The sequence below is a fragment of the Pseudomonas putida genome (assembly GCF_001976065.1).
Lineage (GTDB): Bacteria > Pseudomonadota > Gammaproteobacteria > Pseudomonadales > Pseudomonadaceae > Aquipseudomonas > Aquipseudomonas serbica.
This window is the reverse complement of record NZ_MNAH01000016.1, coordinates 1-20,317: the sequence shown is the minus strand read 5'-3', so window position 1 is coordinate 20,317 and position 20,317 is coordinate 1. Positions and strand designations below refer to the sequence as shown.

Annotated in this window: 7 protein-coding genes, 2 tRNA genes, 2 rRNA genes and 1 pseudogene; 9 read left to right on the top strand and 3 right to left on the bottom strand. The window is 54.8% G+C overall.

Annotated features, from left to right (window positions below):
* Positions 1-47: 47 nt before the first annotated feature.
* The 5 genes from brxC to brxL are packed head-to-tail and all read left to right on the top strand — an operon-like array spanning position 48 to position 13,236.
* On the top strand, positions 48-3,512 hold the full coding sequence (gene brxC, locus BKX96_RS31565; protein ID WP_057024539.1) for a BREX system P-loop protein BrxC: 3,465 nt from the start codon (positions 48-50) through the stop codon (positions 3,510-3,512).
* Positions 3,512-7,039 carry an Eco57I restriction-modification methylase domain-containing protein gene (locus BKX96_RS31560; RefSeq protein WP_057024540.1) on the top strand — a complete coding sequence of 1,176 codons (3,528 nt, stop codon included), beginning with the start codon at positions 3,512-3,514 and terminating at the stop codon, positions 7,037-7,039. The genes brxC and BKX96_RS31560 overlap by 1 nt, the downstream gene beginning before the upstream one ends.
* A gap of 3 nt (positions 7,040-7,042) precedes the next feature.
* Entirely contained in the window at positions 7,043-8,836 is a 1,794-nt protein-coding gene (locus tag BKX96_RS31555) for a DUF262 domain-containing protein (protein ID WP_057024541.1), read from the top strand.
* Positions 8,837-8,868: 32 nt separating this feature from the next.
* Entirely contained in the window at positions 8,869-11,187 is a 2,319-nt protein-coding gene (gene pglZ, locus BKX96_RS31550) for a BREX-1 system phosphatase PglZ type B (protein WP_057024542.1), read from the top strand.
* Positions 11,188-11,193: 6 nt separating this feature from the next.
* On the top strand, positions 11,194-13,236 hold the full coding sequence (gene brxL, locus BKX96_RS31545; RefSeq protein WP_231989068.1) for a BREX system Lon protease-like protein BrxL: 2,043 nt from the start codon (positions 11,194-11,196) through the stop codon (positions 13,234-13,236).
* A gap of 178 nt (positions 13,237-13,414) precedes the next feature.
* On the opposite strand, the gene BKX96_RS31540 is transcribed toward brxL, so the two are convergent.
* From BKX96_RS31540 to BKX96_RS33675, 3 genes and pseudogenes are all read right to left on the bottom strand, one after another.
* Positions 13,415-13,597, bottom strand: a complete 183-nt coding sequence (locus tag BKX96_RS31540) for a hypothetical protein (RefSeq protein WP_057024544.1) — start codon at positions 13,595-13,597, stop codon at positions 13,415-13,417.
* A gap of 10 nt (positions 13,598-13,607) precedes the next feature.
* Positions 13,608-14,105, bottom strand: coding sequence for a RadC family protein (radC, locus tag BKX96_RS31535; RefSeq protein WP_057024545.1), 498 nt, complete (start codon positions 14,103-14,105; stop codon positions 13,608-13,610).
* Between the two features lie 79 nt (positions 14,106-14,184).
* Positions 14,185-14,542 (bottom strand): annotated as a pseudogene (locus BKX96_RS33675) (hypothetical protein).
* A gap of 1,057 nt (positions 14,543-15,599) precedes the next feature.
* Here BKX96_RS33675 and BKX96_RS31520 point away from each other — a divergent pair.
* The 4 genes from BKX96_RS31520 to BKX96_RS31505 all read left to right on the top strand — a co-directional run.
* A 16S ribosomal RNA gene (locus BKX96_RS31520) occupies positions 15,600-17,136 on the top strand.
* A gap of 161 nt (positions 17,137-17,297) precedes the next feature.
* Positions 17,298-17,374, top strand: a tRNA-Ile gene (locus tag BKX96_RS31515).
* A 30-nt stretch (positions 17,375-17,404) separates the two neighbouring features.
* Positions 17,405-17,480 (top strand) — tRNA-Ala (locus BKX96_RS31510).
* Between the two features lie 246 nt (positions 17,481-17,726).
* Positions 17,727-20,317 (top strand): 23S ribosomal RNA (locus tag BKX96_RS31505); the annotation flags it as partial.

The window sequence follows — 20,317 nt, the reverse complement described above, 5'->3', positions numbered from 1 at the left end:
ACTAACGCACAGATTGGCGCAGTAGGCGCAAAGGGAGTACGCCCAGGATGTTGAACCGCGAGATTTACCAGCTCGACCCCCAGCAGAACCGTCTGGAAAACAACGGCGTGGCCGAAGTAAAGGACGACCAGTCAGCCCAGGCACTCAAGACCTTGCGCTACGAGCTGCAAACCTTCGTCTGCGACGGTGAATACCAAGCCGGTCTTGATAAGATTCTGTCTGCCTACCTGCGCAATTTGGGCGGTCAGCACGAACAGCCCGGCGTCTGGATCTCCGGCTTCTTCGGTTCAGGTAAATCGCACCTGGCCAAGATGCTACGCGCGTTGTGGACTAACCAGCCGTTCAGCGATGGCGTCTCTGCTCGCGATATTGCCGATTTGCCGCAGGACGTCAAAGACCACTTCAAGGAGCTGAGCAACGCCGCGAACCGCCACGGCGGTCTGCATGCTGCCTCCGGTACTCTTGGCTCCGGCGCCAACAACAACGTGCGCCTGGCTTTGCTCAACATTGTGTTCAAGTCCGCCGATCTACCCGAGCAGTACCATCAGGCCCGCTTTGTGCTGTGGCTGAAAAAGCAGGGTATCTTTGATCGAGTCAAAGACAAGGTCGAAACCGCGGGAGATAGCTGGGACGACGAACTGGAAGACTTATACGTCTCCCGCAGCATTGCAGGAGCATTGCTTGAGGTGGACAGTACGCTAGGCGATGATGTTAAAGGTGTGCGCCAGCTGCTGCGCGAGCAGTACCCCAATGTCCAGGATGTCACCAACCAGCAGATGGTCGACGCCATCCACGATGCCTTAGCTTCGCAAGGCCAGTTCCCGCTCACCCTGGTGGTGCTCGATGAGGTGCAACAGTACGTCGGCTCCGATACTGACAAAGCGCATCAAGTCCAAGAAGTGGTAGAAACCTGCTGCAAGCATTCCGTCTTTCAGAATAAGCTGCTGTTTGTTGCCACCGGCCAGAGCGCCCTGTCGGGCATGCCTAATCTGCAGCGTCTGCTTGGTCGCTTCCAGATTCCAATTCAGCTGTCCGATACCGATGTCGAGTCGGTGATCCGTAAGGTCATCCTGCTGAAAAAAGCCTCGGCCAAGCCGCAGTTGGAGCAGATGTTGCAATCGCATCTGGGCGAGATCTCGCGCCAGCTGCGTGGTACCAAAATCGAGCATCACCAGGATGACGAAAAAGTCATGTTGGCCGATTACCCGCTGCTGCCTGTGCGCCGCCGCTTCTGGGAGCGAGTGCTGCGTATTGTCGACACCACCGGCACTGTTTCGCAATTGCGTAACCAGCTCAAGGTCATCCACGAAGCCGCCCAGGCCACCGCCGATCTGCCGCTGGGCCATGTGGTGCCGGCGGACTTCATTTACAACCAGATCGCCGTCAACCTGCTACAGACCGGCGTCATCTCCAAAGAAATCGCCGAAACCATTGGTCGCCTGTCCGCCGGCGATGCTGACGACAAGCTCAAGTCGCGCATTCTCGGGCTGGTGCTGCTGATCGGTAAACTGCCCTCAGATCCCACCGCCGACTGCGGAGTGCGGGCCACCCCCGACATGCTGGCTGACCTGCTGATTGATGACCTCAATAGCGGCAAGGATTCTATTCGTACCAGCGTGCCCAAACTGCTGCAGGCATTGGCCGACGAAGGCCTTGTTATGCCTATGCAAACCAGCACCGGCACCGAGTTTCGTCTGCAAACTCAGGAGAGTGCGCAATGGTACGACACTCTTCGTCAGGAAGAAGCTGACCTGCGCGGCAATATGCAGCGTATCGAAAATATCCGCGTAGACCTGTTGCACAAAGAACTGCGCCGCCAGGTAGCCCAGGTGCGTCTCACCCAGGGCAAGTGCAATGAGCCGCGCCAAGTGATCCCTTGCTTTGACTCCGAGCTGCCCAAAGACGCCAAAGAAAAAGTATACGCCTGGGTACAGGACGGGTGGAGTATTGATGAGAAGAGCTTCCTCGCCGATGCCCGCAGCCGGCAGCCGGGCGAGCCGACTATTTTCGTCTTTGTACCGGCGCGCAACCGCTCCGAGCTGACCAGCGCCATCATCGCTGAGAACGCCGCTCATGCCACTCTGGAAAAGCGCGGCATCCCCAATACCGATGCCGGCAAAGATGCCCGTAGTGCGATGGAAACCCGCTACCGCGATGCGCAAAAGCAGGTACAAGCACTGCTGCGCGAAATTTTCGACGGCGTGCAGGTGCTTCAGGCCGGCGGTAACGAAGTAGACGGCAACACTATTGCCGACCGGGTAGAAACTGCTGCTAAAGCCTCGCTGATTCGCCTCTACCGCGACTTCGATGCCGCTGACCATACCGGCTGGGGTAAGGTGTACGACCGCGCGAGCAAAGAGGGTGGGCAAAATGCCCTGGAAGCGCTGAGCTACAGCGGTGATGCCGAGCAGCAGCCCGTGTGCGCTGCCATTAAGCGCTATATTGGTGTGTCGAAAAAAGGTAACGAGATTCGTGAGCACTTTCTCGCGGCCCCCTACGGCTGGCCGCAGGACGCCATCGACGGAGGCCTAGCCATTCTGATGGCCACCGGTATTCTCATTGCCTACGACAACCGCAACAACCCGGTTACTGCCACAACGCTGGATCGCAAGCAGATCACCCAGACCAGCTTTAAGCCGGAAAGCATCACCATCCGCCCGGTAGACTTGATCAAAATACGCGGTGTGCTCAGCAGCAGCGGCATCGATTGCCAGCCCGGTGAAGAAGCTACCAAACTGCCCCTTCTAGCTGAAAAAGGCCGTGAACTGGCCAAGCGAGCAGGGGGGGAGGCCCCTCTGCCGAAAACCCCCGACAGCCGTATCTTCGATGAGCTGGCGCGTCACTCTGGTAATGCACAACTCAAGCATGTGCTCGATGAGCAAGACGCCATCAAACAGGCGATCAAGGCCTGGGCCGATATTGCCCGACTTATCGAAGCTCGGCGCGGTGATTGGGCGCTGCTCAAAAACTTACTCGATCTTAGTCGTGGTCTGTCTTTCCATGCTGCTATCCAGACCGAGGTGGATGCCATAGTCAGCCATCGATCCCTGCTGGATGAACCCAATCCGGTATCCGGCCTGGTTCAGCAGTTGGTCAATAAGCTGCGCGATGCCATACAGTTCCATGTGCAGGCCTATCAGGAACGGTATGCCGAATGCCTGATTCAACTGCAGGGCGACAGCCACTGGCAGCAACTCAGTGAGCAGCAAAAAAGCGACATCCTCGGCAAACGTAAACTGCTTACCTTGGCGCAACCGGTGCTGAACGACGCCGAAGCCATCATCGACAGCCTCAATGACGTCAGCTTGGAGCAGTGGACCGATCGCACTGAATCGCTGTCCAGTAAATTCGATAGTGCACGCATGGAAGCCGTTCAACTGCTGCAACCCAAACTGCAGCGCATCAGCCTGCCGCGCAAAACATTTGAGACCGAGGCCGACGTCGACACCTGGCTGGCAGAAGTGAAGCAACAAATCCTGGACAAAATTAACGACGGACCGGTGACCTTCTGATGACTCGACTGCCCCTCGATAAAGCCCTGCGGCGTGCGCTGGAAACCACCGTGGTCAAAGCCCGTGACATTGCCGAGCAGGCTGCCACCCAGGCCCTCAAGCGACTGGGCGTAGGTGATGCTAAACCGGCCGACTACCTGAATGATGAGCAGCGAAAACTGCGCACCCGCCTGCGTGCCCATGGGCGCCAGTTGGGTGACAGCAAAGACGCCAATGGACAGCAAACGATCCATAAGCTGGTCACCGAAGTCGCTTACGAACACTGGCACCGCATGTTGTTTGCGCGCTTTTTGGAACAGAACAACCTGCTCATGTATGACGAGCACACGCACTTGACCCTGGCCGAATGCAACGAGCTGGTGCAAGACCCGGATGTGGCTCGCGACGAACTTGAACGCCGTTGCCAGAGCGGTTGGGAGCTGGCTGGGGTGCTGGCCTCGAAGATGCTACCGCAGATCTTCCGCATTGATTCGCCAGTGTTCGAGCTGGAGCTTGCCCCAGAACATCAGCGCAGCCTGGAGCAACTGGGGACTGGCCTGGCCTTAGAAACCTTTCAGGCCCAGGACAGCCTCGGTTGGGTTTATCAGTTCTGGCAGAGCAAGCGCAAGGAAGAGGTCAACAAGTCCGAAGTCAAGATAGGTGCCGACGAACTCTCGCCGGTCACCCAGCTGTTTACCGAGCCCTATATGGTCAGTTTTCTGCTCGATAACAGTCTGGGTGCCTGGTGGGCCGGCCAGCGCCTGAGTGACAGCGACTGGCAGCACGCCAATAGCGAACAGGAACTGCGCGACAAAGCCGCCATCCCCGGCGCGCCACTGAGTTATCTGCGCTTTGTGAAAGATGAAACGACCCAGCAATGGCAACCCGCCTCTGGCACCTTCGATGCTTGGCCTAAACAGCTGAGTGAACTGAAAGCCCTCGACCCCTGCTGCGGCTCTGGCCATTTTCTGGTGGCCGCCTTCTTGATGCTGGTGCCTATGCGCATGCAGGCCGAGAGCCTCACGGCGCAACAGGCCATCGACCGCGTACTCAGCGACAACCTACACGGCCTGGAGTTGGACCAACGCTGCGTGGAGCTGGCTGCCTTTGCTGTTGCGCTGGAAGCCTGGCGTTACCCGCAGGCCGGTGGCTACCGCAGCCTGCCGGAATTGCACCTGGCCTGTAGTGGACTGTCCATCGCCGCCGCTCGCGAAGAGTGGAAAGAGCTCAGCCGTAGGGCCGGCAAACAGAACCTCACCATCGCCCTGGACTGGATGTATCAGACCTTCCAAGATGCGCCGGTGCTCGGCAGCCTGATCAACCCGCGCCGTAGCAAGGCAGCACAAATCACCCAGTGGAGCGAATTGCAGCAACTGCTGGGCGAGGCGCTCTCGCAGGAACAAATAAAACAGCACAGCGAGGCCGACGGAGAGATCTCTGCCCACACTAACCGTCTGGAAGCGGGTGTCGTCGCTCAAGGCCTGGCCAAGGCCGCCGAGCTTCTGGCCGGGCAGTACACCTGGGTGATTACCAACGTGCCGTACCTGGCGCGTGGTAAGCAGCATGAGATCCTCAAGGACTATTGCGAGGCCTATTATCCCGCAGGCAAGAACGATCTGGCCACAGTATTTCTCGATCGCTGTCTGGAGTTCTGTGTGCAGGGGGGGGCAGCCAGCATTGTCTTGCCGCAGAACTGGTTGTTCCTGACCAGCTACCGCAAATTCCGCGAAAAGCTGTTGCAGAACGACAGCTGGCATTTGATTGTGCGGATGGGTGAAGGGGCGTTTGAATCCTCAGCCGCAGCGGGTGCGTTCGTTGCACTAATTACTCTGAGCCGTGGTAATGCGGCGGGCCAGTCGGCGGATCTACTTCATAGTGGCGAGCCGGGTAACTGGATTCGCGGGGTGGATGTGTCCGAACCGCGCACGGCGGCGGAGAAAGCGACGGGGTTGCTGACGGATGAAGTGAAGAGTGTGGAGCAGGGGAGGCAGTTGGAGAATCCAGATGCTCGCGTTGCTTTAGATGTACTCGGAGCCGAGACATTGTTGGCTGAGCACGCAGACAGCTTTCTTGGGTTGGGGACAGGTGGTTTTGAACAGTTTGGGCGTTGCTATTGGGAGTTTGACGGAAAGCCGCACAATTGGGACTGGTTGCAATCTTCGGCCCAGAATAGTGATGTGATGTTTGATGGTTTATCTTTGTTGGTTGCGTGGGATTATGCGACTAACAGAGTTAGAGGTATGGATAAGCTATACCGTGACAGAATTCATAATCAAGATCAGAGTGGGCAGCAAGCATGGCAAAGGAAGGGCATTTCTATTGCGCTGATGAGAGGTTTGCGAAGCTCTTTTTACCTCGGTAATCGCTATGACAAGTCGATGGCTGCGATCATTCCTCGTGACATGAGTGATCTCAAAGCGATATATGCATACTGCGCGTCACCGGAGTTTCATGATCGTGTAAGAGAGGTTGATCAAAACGTCATAGTGGCCAGTGGAACTATGGTTAAAGTCCCCTTCGACATCGTCCACTGGACAAACGTCGCCGAAGAACAATATCCCAATGGTCTGCCCAAGCCGTACACCAACGACCCCACCCAGTGGATCTTCCACGGCCACCCCTGCGGCTCGGTAATTTGGGACGAAGAGGCAATGTGGACTGCCCACAGCGAACTGCGAGTCGATGACAGCGTGCTGCAAGTCGCCGTCGCCCGTCTGCTCGGCTACCGCTGGCCGGCGGAGATGGATTCGGAAATGGAACTGGCCGCAGAGCAGCGCGCTTGGGCGCAGCGTTGCCAGCAGCTCGATGCTTATGCGGATGACGATGGCATCGTCTGCCTGCCTGCTGTGCGCGGTGAAAAGGCCGCCGACCAACGCCTTGAAGCTCTACTGCAAGCCGCCTACGGTGATGCCTGGACTACGCCACTGAAAAACCGTCTGCTGGAAACCGTCGGCAGCAAGTCCCTCAGCTTGTGGCTACGCGATAAATTCTTCGAGCAGCACTGCAAACTATTTCAGCACCGGCCGTTTATCTGGCACATCTGGGACGGCCTTAAAGACGGCTTTAGCGCCCTGGTCAACTACCACAAACTCGACAAAGCCGGCCTAGAGCGTCTGATTTACACCTACCTTGGTGACTGGATCCGCACCCAACAAACCGGAATGGCCAACGGTGAAGACGGCGCTCAGGAGCGCCTACTGGCCGCTGAAGCTCTCAAGGGGGAGCTCGAAGCCGCGCTCGAAGGCGAAAAGCCCTACGACATCTTCGTGCGCTGGAAGCCCCTGGCCGAACAATCCATAGGCTGGACCCCCGACCTCAACGACGGTGTGCGCCTTAACATCCGCCCGTTCCTTTATGCCCGCGACGTCGGCAAAAAAGGCGCCGGTATCCTGCGCTGGATGCCCAATATCAAATGGACCAAAGACCGCGGCAAAGACGTCGAATCCGCTCCCTGGTACACACTCGGCCTGCAATACGATGAAGGCGAAGGTGCGCGAATTAATGATCACCACTTGTCATTGGCTGAAAAACAGGCGGCAAGGAGCTAGCCCATGATCAAGTCCGTTTACAACTACCCGGTCTCCACCCTGCTCGATATCGAGAGTGGGGTGGTATATGCCATCCCGCGCTACCAGCGTGAATACACCTGGAGTCGGGCGCAGTGGGATGCGCTATTCGAGGATTTGCTGGACAACGAGCTGCATTATTTTCTCGGCTCGATCATTTGCATTAACCAGTCGCAGGATGCGCTGACGGTGCAAAGCCTGGAGCTGGTAGACGGACAACAGCGCATGACCACGATGTCTTTGCTGCTGGCGGCTATTTATCAGAGTTACCGTACCCTGCCGAATCTGGGTATGGAGCAGCAGATTGAGCTCTATAACCTCAAGCACAAACTGGTGCTGAAGAAAAAGCCGGATCAGCCGCGCCTGATTCCCCAGGTGCAAAACAACAACCAGCAGGACTACTTCGCGGTGCTCGGACAGACCGGCATTTTGGACGATGTGGATCCTGTTCCGAATGCGGGCAACCGTCGCGTGCTGAAAGCCTTCCGGCATTTTATCAGTCGCATTGAGCTGTACCTGGAGCACAGCGCTGACCCCATCGCCAGCTTGCAAACCCTGCTGGAGAAGGTAAACACCGCCACCCTAGTAAAGATTGAAGTCGCCGGGCATTCCGACGCTTACACCCTGTTTGAGTCGCTGAACAATCGAGGTGTACCGCTTACGGCCATTGACCTGATCAAGAACAAGTTACTGGCAGTGCTGGAGTCCAAAGACCCCGGAAGCATCGATACGCAGTACAACCGCTGGAAGAAGGTGATTGACGCCCTGGGTGATGACTATACCGTCCAGGAGCGTTTCTTCCGCCAGTACTACAACGGCTTCAAACCCGATTTGAAGAATATCGTTTCAGTACCGGTGGCCACTAAGTCAAATCTGATGCAGGTGTATGAAAAGCTTATCGCTCATGATGCTGAGGGCTTTTTGCACGCCATGATTCGCCTGTCCAGCCGCTATGCCCAAATTGTCGGCTATCGTGCTGTGCCTGAGCAGCACAAACTCTCCAGCCTGCTGCTCTCTCTGGATCGCATCCAGGGTGCCGCCGCTTATTTGCTGCTGATGGTAATAATGGAGCCCCAAACCGACCTGGAACTGAAGCATGAGCACCTTGAGCAGGTAGTGAGCTTTCTGATTGCCTTCTTTGTTCGGCGCAATACGACGGACTTGCCGCCTACCCGTGATTTGACACGTATCTTCATGGATGTGGCTGAGACCATCCGGGAGCTGCGTTCTGGCGATGTGGTCAGTCATATTCAGCATTCACTTAAAGCCGAAAGCGCCAGTGATGAGCAGTTCGAGAAAAGCCTCAGAGGTCCGATCTACGAAGACAACAAGGCGGTCTGTCGCTTTGTGCTTTGCGCCCTTGAAGAAAGCCGCATGACACGCGAAACCCAGGTCGATCTGTGGGCACTGAAGGGCAAACAGTACGTATGGACCATCGAGCATATCTTTCCCCAGGGTGAAAACATTCCTGACAGTTGGGTGCAGATGATTGCCGATGGGGATGCGAACCTGGCCGAACAACACCGGCAGACCTACGCCCATTGCCTGGGTAACCTAACCATCTCTGGCTATAACAGCGCGCTGGGCAATAAGAGCTTTGCTGAGAAGCAAAGCCGCACCGACAGCCAGGGCAGAGAGGTTGGCTACAACAACGGCCTCTATCTGAACCAAGCACTGGCCACGGAGGACAGCTGGACCGTGGAGAAGCTGGAGGCGAGAACGGTACAGTTGGTGCTAGAGGTACAGGCGAAGTATCCATTGGTTATTACGGTCGCATGATCAAGCCTGCTTAATGAATCCCAAGGATTGATATGAAACTGATTGATTTGCTGGCCACCGAAATCCGGAACAGCGCTGCCTACAACTCCAATGTACAAGTTGCTCCCAGCGTAATCCTGTGGACTGACATACTGCGCCAGTGGGAGCCAGCATTACCATTGCTGCAAGCTGCAATGCCGGAGCTGATTGTGTTGGGTGACTACGCCCCCGCTAAGAAAGCCGGCCCAGCTATTTGGATCAAATGTGTGGTCGAAAATGCACTACCCAACATCGAGCTTCCGGCAGATCGAACGCCGATCCTATATTTACCGGGCGTATCGCGTCGCGACTTAAGTGCTATCGGCTCCTGCCCGGACGCCCTCAAGCCGCTGGCTGAGCTTCAGTACCGGGGTTGTTGGTGGATCTACAACAACTCTGGCCGTGATTGGACGGTGAACGCCTTTTTGATCTCTAGTAACGGCGGAGCCGGGCTGGATGTAGCTAAAGATGAGAAAACCCAACAAGCCATGCAGCGCGTTTTGCCTGAGATTTTGGAAAGTGAACGTGATGAGCTGATCAACCGCCGCCTGGAAGCGGCTGATTTCAACAAATTGGTAAGCAGTGATCCGGTGCGTGACTTGCTCAGTTGGATGAATGACAGCAAGAGTTGCCGTGAACGTTGGGACGTATCACGCTGGCAAGCCCTGGTCGGTATCTGCGAAACCGAGTATCACTTCAATCCTGACCTGGCTGGTGAGCTGACGGCCGCCGAGCTGCTGTGCCAACGCCAGGGTATTTGGGGCAGTGTATGGCAACGTTATGCTGAGTCTTGCCACCATTATCCTTTCTTGCCGCAGTTGTTGCTCAAGGTCCAGCCTGACTTGGCTTCAAGCGGTGAAAGTTATCCGACCATCAATGTCAGTGAAGAGCAATACCTGGAGCAGACGCTACAGCAGTTGCTAGAGCAAGGTGCTGCCCAGGTTCGCCAAAGCCTGCGGACACTTGAGCAACGGCATGCGCCGCGGCGTACTTGGATTTGGTCTGAGCTCGGTCTGGCTCCATTGGCAGGCGTTCTTGAGCACCTGAGCCAAGTGGCTGAGAAAACCACAAAGGTCTTCTCCGGCATTGATGCGGAAGAAATGGCCGCGCAGTATCGGGAGCACTACTGGCAGGCTGATGATCAGATGCTCAAAGCCTTGGCTTTCCCCTTGTCAGCAAGCCAGCAAGTTCTTGTGCAGCAGATTCTCGCGCTGATCTACACGCCTTGGCTGGATGAGGTGACGCGTAATTTCCAAGGCGTGATCAAGTCTAAGGGCTATCCGGGCAGTAACCAGGTGAATGAAGCCACGGCTGAGTATGCCGTGGCAGGCGAAGTAGTGTTTTTTGTCGATGGGCTGCGTTATGACATCGCCAAACGCCTGAATCAGGCTCTGCAAAGGTTGGGAGCCGTAACGCTTTCGGCAAACTGGGCGGCTTTGCCCTCAGTTACGGCAACCGCGAAAGCAGCGGTAACCCCTGTGCATAACCGCTTGACTGGCAGAACCACTGACCGGGATTTTGAGCCCAGTTTGCTGGACGAAGACAAGGACTTCTCAGCTTATTACCTGAAGAAGTTTCTGCAGGAAAAAGGCTGGCAGTACCTGGATGAGGGCGATTCAGGCGACGCAGCATCCAATGCCTGGGTGCAAAGCGGTGATATTGACAAAGAAGGCCACGTGAGGGGGCTCAAGCTGGCGGCGCGAATTGATACCTTGCTGGCTGAAGTCGTGGAGCGAGTTGAAGAACTCCTGGCAGCAGGCTGGCGCAAAATTCGCATCGTCACCGACCACGGCTGGATGCTGACGCCCGCACCGATGGTGAAGGTCGAATTGGCCAAACATTTGACCGAAACGCGCTGGGGCCGCTGCGCGGTCATCAAGGATTCTGTGGACAGCGGTTATCAGCAGGTTGGTTGGTACTGGAACGGTGCCGTCAGTATTGCCATGGCTCCAGGTGCCTGTAGTTTCAAGGCAGGACAGCACTATGACCACGGTGGTCTGAGCCTGCAGGAGTGTTTGACCCCGGTGCTAGAGGTGCGCAGCACAAAAGCACCAGTTACGACCTCAGCGATCTCTGCAACACTTTTGGATCTGCGCTGGATGGGATTGACCTGTAAAGTCCAGGCGCAAACCAGTGCTGAAGGGGTACTGTCGGTACTCAGAACGCACCCGGCTGACCCGGATTCAGAAATAACCAAGCGCAAGCCGCTGAAAGAAGGCAAGTGCACTCTGTTGGTAGATGACCAGTACGAGGGCACTACTGCTGTATTGGTGCTTCTGGATGACCGGGGCAATGTGCTGGCGAAAAAACCAACTCTGGTAGGAGACGAATAAGTGGAAATGGATGCGCTGGATCGTAAGTCCGCGGAGGTCTTTGAGGGGTACTTGGTTCGCAAAGACCTGGTGCGCACTTTTGCGCGTCAATTTCCGGTTCCGACCTATGTCGTCGAGTTCATGCTGGGTAGATATTGCGCCTCGACCGATCCCGTTGAAATCGAAGAAGGTTTGGAAATCGTTCAGCGACAGCTGTCCGATCGCACCGTGCGTGCCGGCGAAGAAGAGCTGTTCAAGGCACGAGCCTATAAAACCGGCTCTGCCAAACTGATCGATATTGTCAGCGTGCGGTTTGTAGAAAAGGAAGGTGGTTACCTGGCGTCTTTGCCCAGCTTGAATCTCAATCGGGTGCGCATCCCAGACAAGATTGTTGATGACAACGAGCGTCTGCTGACCGGTGGCTTTTATGCTGAGGTGACGCTGGAGTACGACAGCATCATAGCTGAGGAAAAGGGTAACGCCTTTGGTATTGCAGAGTTACGCCCCATCCAGATGTCCAAGCGCAACGTGTTGGATATCATGGCAGAGGCGCGTACCCGATTCAGCAGCGAAGAGTGGCGGGATTTCCTCACACGCTCCATCGGCCTGGAGCCAAGTGCGCTGTCGCCGCGAGCTATAGACGCCATCATGCTACGCATGGTGCCGTTCGTTGAGCGTAACTACAACATGGTCGAGCTGGGGCCGCGGGGCACGGGCAAGAGTCACCTGTTTCAACAAATATCGCCCTACGCGCATTTAATTTCAGGCGGCAAGGCGACCATAGCCAAGATGTTTGTCAATAACGCCAGCGGGCAGCGCGGCTTGGTGTGCCAGTACGACGTGGTTTGCTTTGATGAGGTCAGCGGGATCTCCTTCGATACCAAGGAAGGGATCAACATCATGAAGGGCTACATGGAGTCCGGCGAGTTCAGCCGTGGGAAGGAAAGCATTCGAGCCGATGGCTCCATGGTGTTTGTCGGCAACTTTGATGTAGATGTCGAACACCAGCAGCGAGTAGGCCATCTGTTTGGCCCACTCCCAGCAGAAATGCGTGATGACACCGCCTGGATGGACCGTATCCATTGCTATCTGCCTGGCTGGGACGTACCTAAAATGAACAAGTCACTGACCACCGACCATTTTGGCCTGGTCAGTGACTTCTTTTCCGAGTGTATGAGTCGCCTGCGCTTCCAGAGCCGCGTATCTGCCATGCAGAATCGCGTTCACCTGGGCGGAGCACTCAGTGGCCGTGATACCAATGCGGTCAACAAAACCGTCTCCGGATTGCTCAAGCTGATGTATCCAGGCCAGGACATGGCAGTGTCCGACGAGGATTTGGAATGGGCTACCCGTCTGGGGCTTGAGGTACGGCGCCGGGTCAAGGAACAGCAAAAACGAGTCGGCGCCGCCGAGTTTCGTAACACTCACTTCAGTTACTTCATTGGTGATGACGGGGTCGAGAAGTTCGTGGCTACGCCGGAACTGCGCGCCGACAACGAGATCGGTGATGACCCGCTGGAGCCAGGCCAGATATGGACCATCAGCGAAGGCGGGGCGGACATCGACGACAACGCCGGCCTGTATCGCATTGAGGTGAATGAAGGCCCGGGCTCTGGGGTGCGCATCCTCAATAGTCCGGCACCCGCAGCCTTCAAGGAGTCGCTACGCTATGCCGAGCAGAACCTTTATTCCAGAACAACTCAGCTCATTGGGGACCGCGACCCACGGGCTCATGAGTTCTCTGTGCAGCTAAGGGCCTTCGACGCCGCCAAACGCGGTTCCAAACTGGGCATGGCGGCGCTGATTGCTATGTGCAGCAGCTTGCTGAAAAAGTCGGTGAAGGGCGGAGTGATCGTCGTCGGCGAGATAAACCTTGGCGGCTCGATTGAGCCGATTAGCAGCGCAGTGAATATTGCCGAGCTGGCTGTAGAGAAGGGCGCCAGCGTGCTGCTCATGCCTGTCACAGCCAGGCGCCAGCTGTATGACTTATCTGATGACATGGCAACAAAGATCGACATCCAGTTCTACCAGGATGCACGGGATGCGTTGTTGAAAGCGATTGTGGAGTAGGGGGGATGGAAGCTAACCGCCTACCGTTTAGCAATCATTGAAGATGGTATCAGAGCCGCCCTTGTCCACAGGACAAGCCTGCGGTCTGTAGCTGCAGCAGATTGGGTGAAAGAAAGAAGGCCGTGCATCAACCAACGTCCGTCGCCTGCGAGCGACGGACGTTGGTTGATGCTCACGATTATCCAGATGTGTTATTTGCAGTGCTCCGTAGCCGACTGAAAATCAAGCAAGTCAGTACTGCTGCAATCAGCAGCGGCGGAAACCGCACCATGAGAATCAACAGAAGTAGCGCTGTCATGCATCCGGCAAGAATGCCGACGAACATGAACATGGCTGCGAAGATTCGTACCAGTTGCTTCATGCCTCCTTCCTCACAGGTAGCCCTGTTCGGCCAGCGATGTACAGCCGTCACTGCCAACGATGATGTGGTCCAGCGTTCGTACCCCAATCAGATTCAGCGCTTCTCTGAGCGTGCGCGTTAGCGAGCGGTCAGCCTGGCTGGGCTCAGGATCACCGGATGGGTGATTGTGCACCAAGATCACGGCTGCGGCATTGTGCTCTAGGGCGATCTTGACCACCTCCCTCGGGTACACGCTAGCACCGTCTAGGGTGCCTCTGAATAGCTCCCGAAAGCTGATTACCCGATGTTTAGTATCGAGCAGTAGCAAAGCAAAAACTTCGTGCTCGTGATACTGCAATAACGTTTGCAGGTGGCTGAAAACCTGCTTCGGATCAGTAAGTGCCCTGCCTTTAGACAGGCGACTCATCGCTAGTTGTTGAGCCATCTGCAGTATGTCGGCCTCTGTGACGGGGGATTCCATGACATAGGTTCCGTTCGTTTCACCGGCTTTGAGCTTGTGATATTTCATGCGGAAAATCCTTTTGAACACAGTGCGGCATAAGCGCTGCGCAATGCGCAGCACTGCCCGGAAAAAGGTGGGTTGTAAGTCAGGCAGGCAAATTGAAGCGATGACCGCAGATGGGGCCGAGATTGTTCGCCAGGACGTGACGATCCAGTTTTTCGCCAAGCTGAGCACCAAGCGCGCACCCTCCCACACCGCCAGCAAGGCCGCCGAGGACTGCTCCGGAGATCGTGTCGAGGGTGATACTTAGCGGTCCGGCAATAGCACCGATAGCAGCGCCGAACCGGCCGCCTGTCAAATGCAGAGCTTGCGCCGCGTGCCGCGCCGCCAACGGTGCCAATAGTGCCAATGGTGCCAATGGTGCCAATGGCTGCGCCAATTTTCACGGCGTTTCTGAGTGAGGCAATTGTGGGGGAATTGCAAAGGGGACACTGCAATGACATGGGATGGCTCCGTGAGGGATTGTCATGGCAGTGATGTAGGACTGAAAATAATTTGATTCGAGTTTCTTCCTATAGTTTCTAGAGGGGTGTAAACCCTTTTTCCGATGTGTCGTCTAGCTTTGGTCGGTTGATACGCTTCATGTTGGCGGCTGTGGCGGATCGCCAACAACAGGTGGTCATGAGTGACGATGAAAATTACGATTTTGTGGCAATTGATGGTGCTCGCCGCGCTTAGGTTGGCGTTGAGTCGTGAACCAGCTGGGGATGCTAAACAGGTTGTAGATGATTACCGTCGTCACAATCGCCGGACAGGCTCTTGTCGGCGGTCCGCTTTTCGGTGGCCGCTTCAGTTCAGTCATTGCCTTCGTAAGTGTTGAGGCGTTTCATGGGCTCTTGGATGCGCCGCGCCATTCGTTTCGCGCTGGTTGAGATAGATGCAGATTGTTCTTCATAGAAGAGGCAAAAAACCGGCGCTTTTCGGGCTTTTTCAGGCTTATTGATAGAAAGCCTCAATTAGGGGTTGACGGCAGATCCTGGAAGTCTATAATTCGCCCCACTTCCAGCGCAGTCGAAACGGAAAACTCGTTGGTAAACAAAGAGTTACGCGGTTTTCGATGGCGAGTTGATTCAATTCATCGAAGCCCAGAAGGAGTTGATACGGTCGCGTTGTTTGACCCTGTTAACGGTTCGATCCACTCGGTCGAAAGCGGTATAAAACAGGTGTTGACAGCAGCGAGTAACGCTGTAGAATTCGCCACCCGCCAACGAGTGATCGAAAGCGCCAAGTGGTTGAAGTTACAAGGGAAACTTTGAAAGCTTCGGAAATAACCGCTTGATAGCAGCAGAGGAAAGCGTACAGCGCGCGCCTCGGTTGAGACGAAAGATCTTAACCAACCGCTCTTTAACAACTGAATCAAGCAATTCGTGTGGGTGCTTGTGGAGTCAGACTGATAGTCAGCAAGATTATCAGCATCACAAGTTACTCCGCGAGAAATCAAAGATGTAACCAACGATTGCTGAGCCAAGTTTAGGGTTTCTTAAAAACCCAAAGATGTTTGAACTGAAGAGTTTGATCATGGCTCAGATTGAACGCTGGCGGCAGGCCTAACACATGCAAGTCGAGCGGATGACAGGAGCTTGCTCCTGAATTCAGCGGCGGACGGGTGAGTAATGCCTAGGAATCTGCCTGGTAGTGGGGGACAACGTTTCGAAAGGAACGCTAATACCGCATACGTCCTACGGGAGAAAGCAGGGGACCTTCGGGCCTTGCGCTATCAGATGAGCCTAGGTCGGATTAGCTAGTTGGTGAGGTAATGGCTCACCAAGGCGACGATCCGTAACTGGTCTGAGAGGATGATCAGTCACACTGGAACTGAGACACGGTCCAGACTCCTACGGGAGGCAGCAGTGGGGAATATTGGACAATGGGCGAAAGCCTGATCCAGCCATGCCGCGTGTGTGAAGAAGGTCTTCGGATTGTAAAGCACTTTAAGTTGGGAGGAAGGGCATTAACCTAATACGTTAGTGTTTTGACGTTACCGACAGAATAAGCACCGGCTAACTCTGTGCCAGCAGCCGCGGTAATACAGAGGGTGCAAGCGTTAATCGGAATTACTGGGCGTAAAGCGCGCGTAGGTGGTTYGTTAAGTTGGATGTGAAAGCCCCGGGCTCAACCTGGGAACTGCATTCAAAACTGACAAGCTAGAGTATGGTAGAGGGTGGTGGAATTTCCTGTGTAGCGGTGAAATGCGTAGATATAGGAAGGAACACCAGTGGCGAAGGCGACCACCTGGACTGATACTGACACTGAGGTGCGAAAGCGTGGGGAGCAAACAGGATTAGATACCCTGGTAGTCCACGCCGTAAACGATGTCAACTAGCCGTTGGGAGCCTTGAGCTCTTAGTGGCGCAGCTAACGCATTAAGTTGACCGCCTGGGGAGTACGGCCGCAAGGTTAAAACTCAAATGAATTGACGGGGGCCCGCACAAGCGGTGGAGCATGTGGTTTAATTCGAAGCAACGCGAAGAACCTTACCAGGCCTTGACATCCAATGAACTTTCCAGAGATGGATTGGTGCCTTCGGGAACATTGAGACAGGTGCTGCATGGCTGTCGTCAGCTCGTGTCGTGAGATGTTGGGTTAAGTCCCGTAACGAGCGCAACCCTTGTCCTTAGTTACCAGCACGTAATGGTGGGCACTCTAAGGAGACTGCCGGTGACAAACCGGAGGAAGGTGGGGATGACGTCAAGTCATCATGGCCCTTACGGCCTGGGCTACACACGTGCTACAATGGTCGGTACAGAGGGTTGCCAAGCCGCGAGGTGGAGCTAATCCCAYAAAACCGATCGTAGTCCGGATCGCAGTCTGCAACTCGACTGCGTGAAGTCGGAATCGCTAGTAATCGCGAATCAGAATGTCGCGGTGAATACGTTCCCGGGCCTTGTACACACCGCCCGTCACACCATGGGAGTGGGTTGCACCAGAAGTAGCTAGTCTAACCTTCGGGAGGACGGTTACCACGGTGTGATTCATGACTGGGGTGAAGTCGTAACAAGGTAGCCGTAGGGGAACCTGCGGCTGGATCACCTCCTTAATCGACGACATCAGCTGCTCCATAAGTTCCCACACGAATTGCTTGATTCATTGAAGAAGACGATAAGAAGCAGCCCTAAAAGGTTGTAACTTAGTTCGTTAGAGCGCACTCCATGCTCTGTGGTAAAGAGCAGGGTGAGGTCGGCCTTGTAGCTCGAAATTGGGTCTGTAGCTCAGTTGGTTAGAGCGCACCCCTGATAAGGGTGAGGTCGGCAGTTCGAATCTGCCCAGACCCACCAATTTTGTGTGGGAAACGCCTGTAGAAATACGGGGCCATAGCTCAGCTGGGAGAGCGCCTGCCTTGCACGCAGGAGGTCAACGGTTCGATCCCGTTTGGCTCCACCACTACTGCTTCTCTTGTATAAAGCTTAGAAATGAGCATTCCATCGGTTCGATGGTGAATGTTGATTTCTAGTCTTTGACTAGTTCGTTCTTTAAAAATTTGGGTATGTGATAGAAAGATAGACTGAACGTTACTTTCACTGGTAACGGATCAGGCTAAGGTAAAATTTGTGAGTTGCTCTTAGGAGCGCAATCGAATTTTCGGCGAATGTCGTCTTCAYAGTATAACCAGATTGCTTGGGGTTATATGGTCAAGTGAAGAAGCGCATACGGTGGATGCCTTGGCAGTCAGAGGCGATGAAAGACGTGGTAGCCTGCGAAAAGCTTCGGGGAGTCGGCAAACAGACTTTGATCCGGAGATGTCTGAATGGGGGAACCCAGCCATCATAAGATGGTTATCTTGTACTGAATACATAGGTGCAAGAGGCGAACCAGGGGAACTGAAACATCTAAGTACCCTGAGGAAAAGAAATCAACCGAGATTCCCTTAGTAGTGGCGAGCGAACGGGGACTAGCCCTTAAGTGGCTTTGAGATTAGCGGAACGCTCTGGAAAGTGCGGCCATAGTGGGTGATAGCCCTGTACGCGAAAATCTCTTAGTCATGAAATCGAGTAGGACGGAGCACGAGAAACTTTGTCTGAATATGGGGGGACCATCCTCCAAGGCTAAATACTACTGACTGACCGATAGTGAACTAGTACCGTGAGGGAAAGGCGAAAAGAACCCCGGAGAGGGGAGTGAAATAGATCCTGAAACCGTATGCGTACAAGCAGTGGGAGCAGACTTTGTTCTGTGACTGCGTACCTTTTGTATAATGGGTCAGCGACTTATTTTCAGTGGCGAGCTTAACCGAATAGGGGAGGCGTAGCGAAAGCGAGTCTTAATAGGGCGTCTAGTCGCTGGGAATAGACCCGAAACCGGGCGATCTATCCATGGGCAGGTTGAAGGTTAGGTAACACTGACTGGAGGACCGAACCGACTACCGTTGAAAAGTTAGCGGATGACCTGTGGATCGGAGTGAAAGGCTAATCAAGCTCGGAGATAGCTGGTTCTCCTCGAAAGCTATTTAGGTAGCGCCTCATGTATCACTGTAGGGGGTAGAGCACTGTTTCGGCTAGGGGGTCATCCCGACTTACCAAACCGATGCAAACTCCGAATACCTACAAGTGCCGAGCATGGGAGACACACGGCGGGTGCTAACGTCCGTCGTGAAAAGGGAAACAACCCAGACCGTCAGCTAAGGTCCCAAAGTTATGGTTAAGTGGGAAACGATGTGGGAAGGCTTAGACAGCTAGGAGGTTGGCTTAGAAGCAGCCACCCTTTAAAGAAAGCGTAATAGCTCACTAGTCGAGTCGGCCTGCGCGGAAGATGTAACGGGGCTCAAACCATACACCGAAGCTACGGGTATCAYCTTCGGRTGATGCGGTAGAGGAGCGTTCTGTAAGCCTGTGAAGGTGAGTTGAGAAGCTTGCTGGAGGTATCAGAAGTGCGAATGCTGACATGAGTAACGACAATGGGTGTGAAAAACACCCACGCCGAAAGACCAAGGTTTCCTGCGCAACGTTAATCGACGCAGGGTTAGTCGGTCCCTAAGGCGAGGCTGAAAAGCGTAGTCGATGGAAAACAGGTTAATATTCCTGTACTTCTGGTTATTGCGATGGAGGGACGGAGAAGGCTAGGCCAGCTTGGCGTTGGTTGTCCAAGTTTAAGGTGGTAGGCTGGAATCTTAGGTAAATCCGGGATTCTAAGGCCGAGAGCTGATGACGAGTGTTCTTTTAGAACACGAAGTGGTTGATGCCATGCTTCCAAGAAAAGCTTCTAAGCTTCAGGTAACCAGGAACCGTACCCCAAACCGACACAGGTGGTTGGGTAGAGAATACCAAGGCGCTTGAGAGAACTCGGGTGAAGGAACTAGGCAAAATGGCACCGTAACTTCGGGAGAAGGTGCGCCGGTGAGGGTGAAGGACTTGCTCCGTAAGCCCACGCCGGTCGAAGATACCAGGCCGCTGCGACTGTTTATTAAAAACACAGCACTCTGCAAACACGAAAGTGGACGTATAGGGTGTGACGCCTGCCCGGTGCCGGAAGGTTAATTGATGGGGTTAGCTAACGCGAAGCTCTTGATCGAAGCCCCGGTAAACGGCGGCCGTAACTATAACGGTCCTAAGGTAGCGAAATTCCTTGTCGGGTAAGTTCCGACCTGCACGAATGGCGTAACGATGGCGGCGCTGTCTCCACCCGAGACTCAGTGAAATTGAAATCGCTGTGAAGATGCAGTGTATCCGCGGCTAGACGGAAAGACCCCGTGAACCTTTACTATAGCTTTGCACTGGACTTTGAATTTGCTTGTGTAGGATAGGTGGGAGGCTTTGAAGCGTGGACGCCAGTTCGCGTGGAGCCATCCTTGAAATACCACCCTGGCAACTTTGAGGTTCTAACTCAGGTCCGTTATCCGGATCGAGGACAGTGTATGGTGGGTAGTTTGACTGGGGCGGTCTCCTCCTAAAGAGTAACGGAGGAGTACGAAGGTGCGCTCAGACCGGTCGGAAATCGGTCGTAGAGTATAAAGGCAAAAGCGCGCTTGACTGCGAGACAGACACGTCGAGCAGGTACGAAAGTAGGTCTTAGTGATCCGGTGGTTCTGTATGGAAGGGCCATCGCTCAACGGATAAAAGGTACTCCGGGGATAACAGGCTGATACCGCCCAAGAGTTCATATCGACGGCGGTGTTTGGCACCTCGATGTCGGCTCATCACATCCTGGGGCTGAAGCCGGTCCCAAGGGTATGGCTGTTCGCCATTTAAAGTGGTACGCGAGCTGGGTTTAGAACGTCGTGAGAC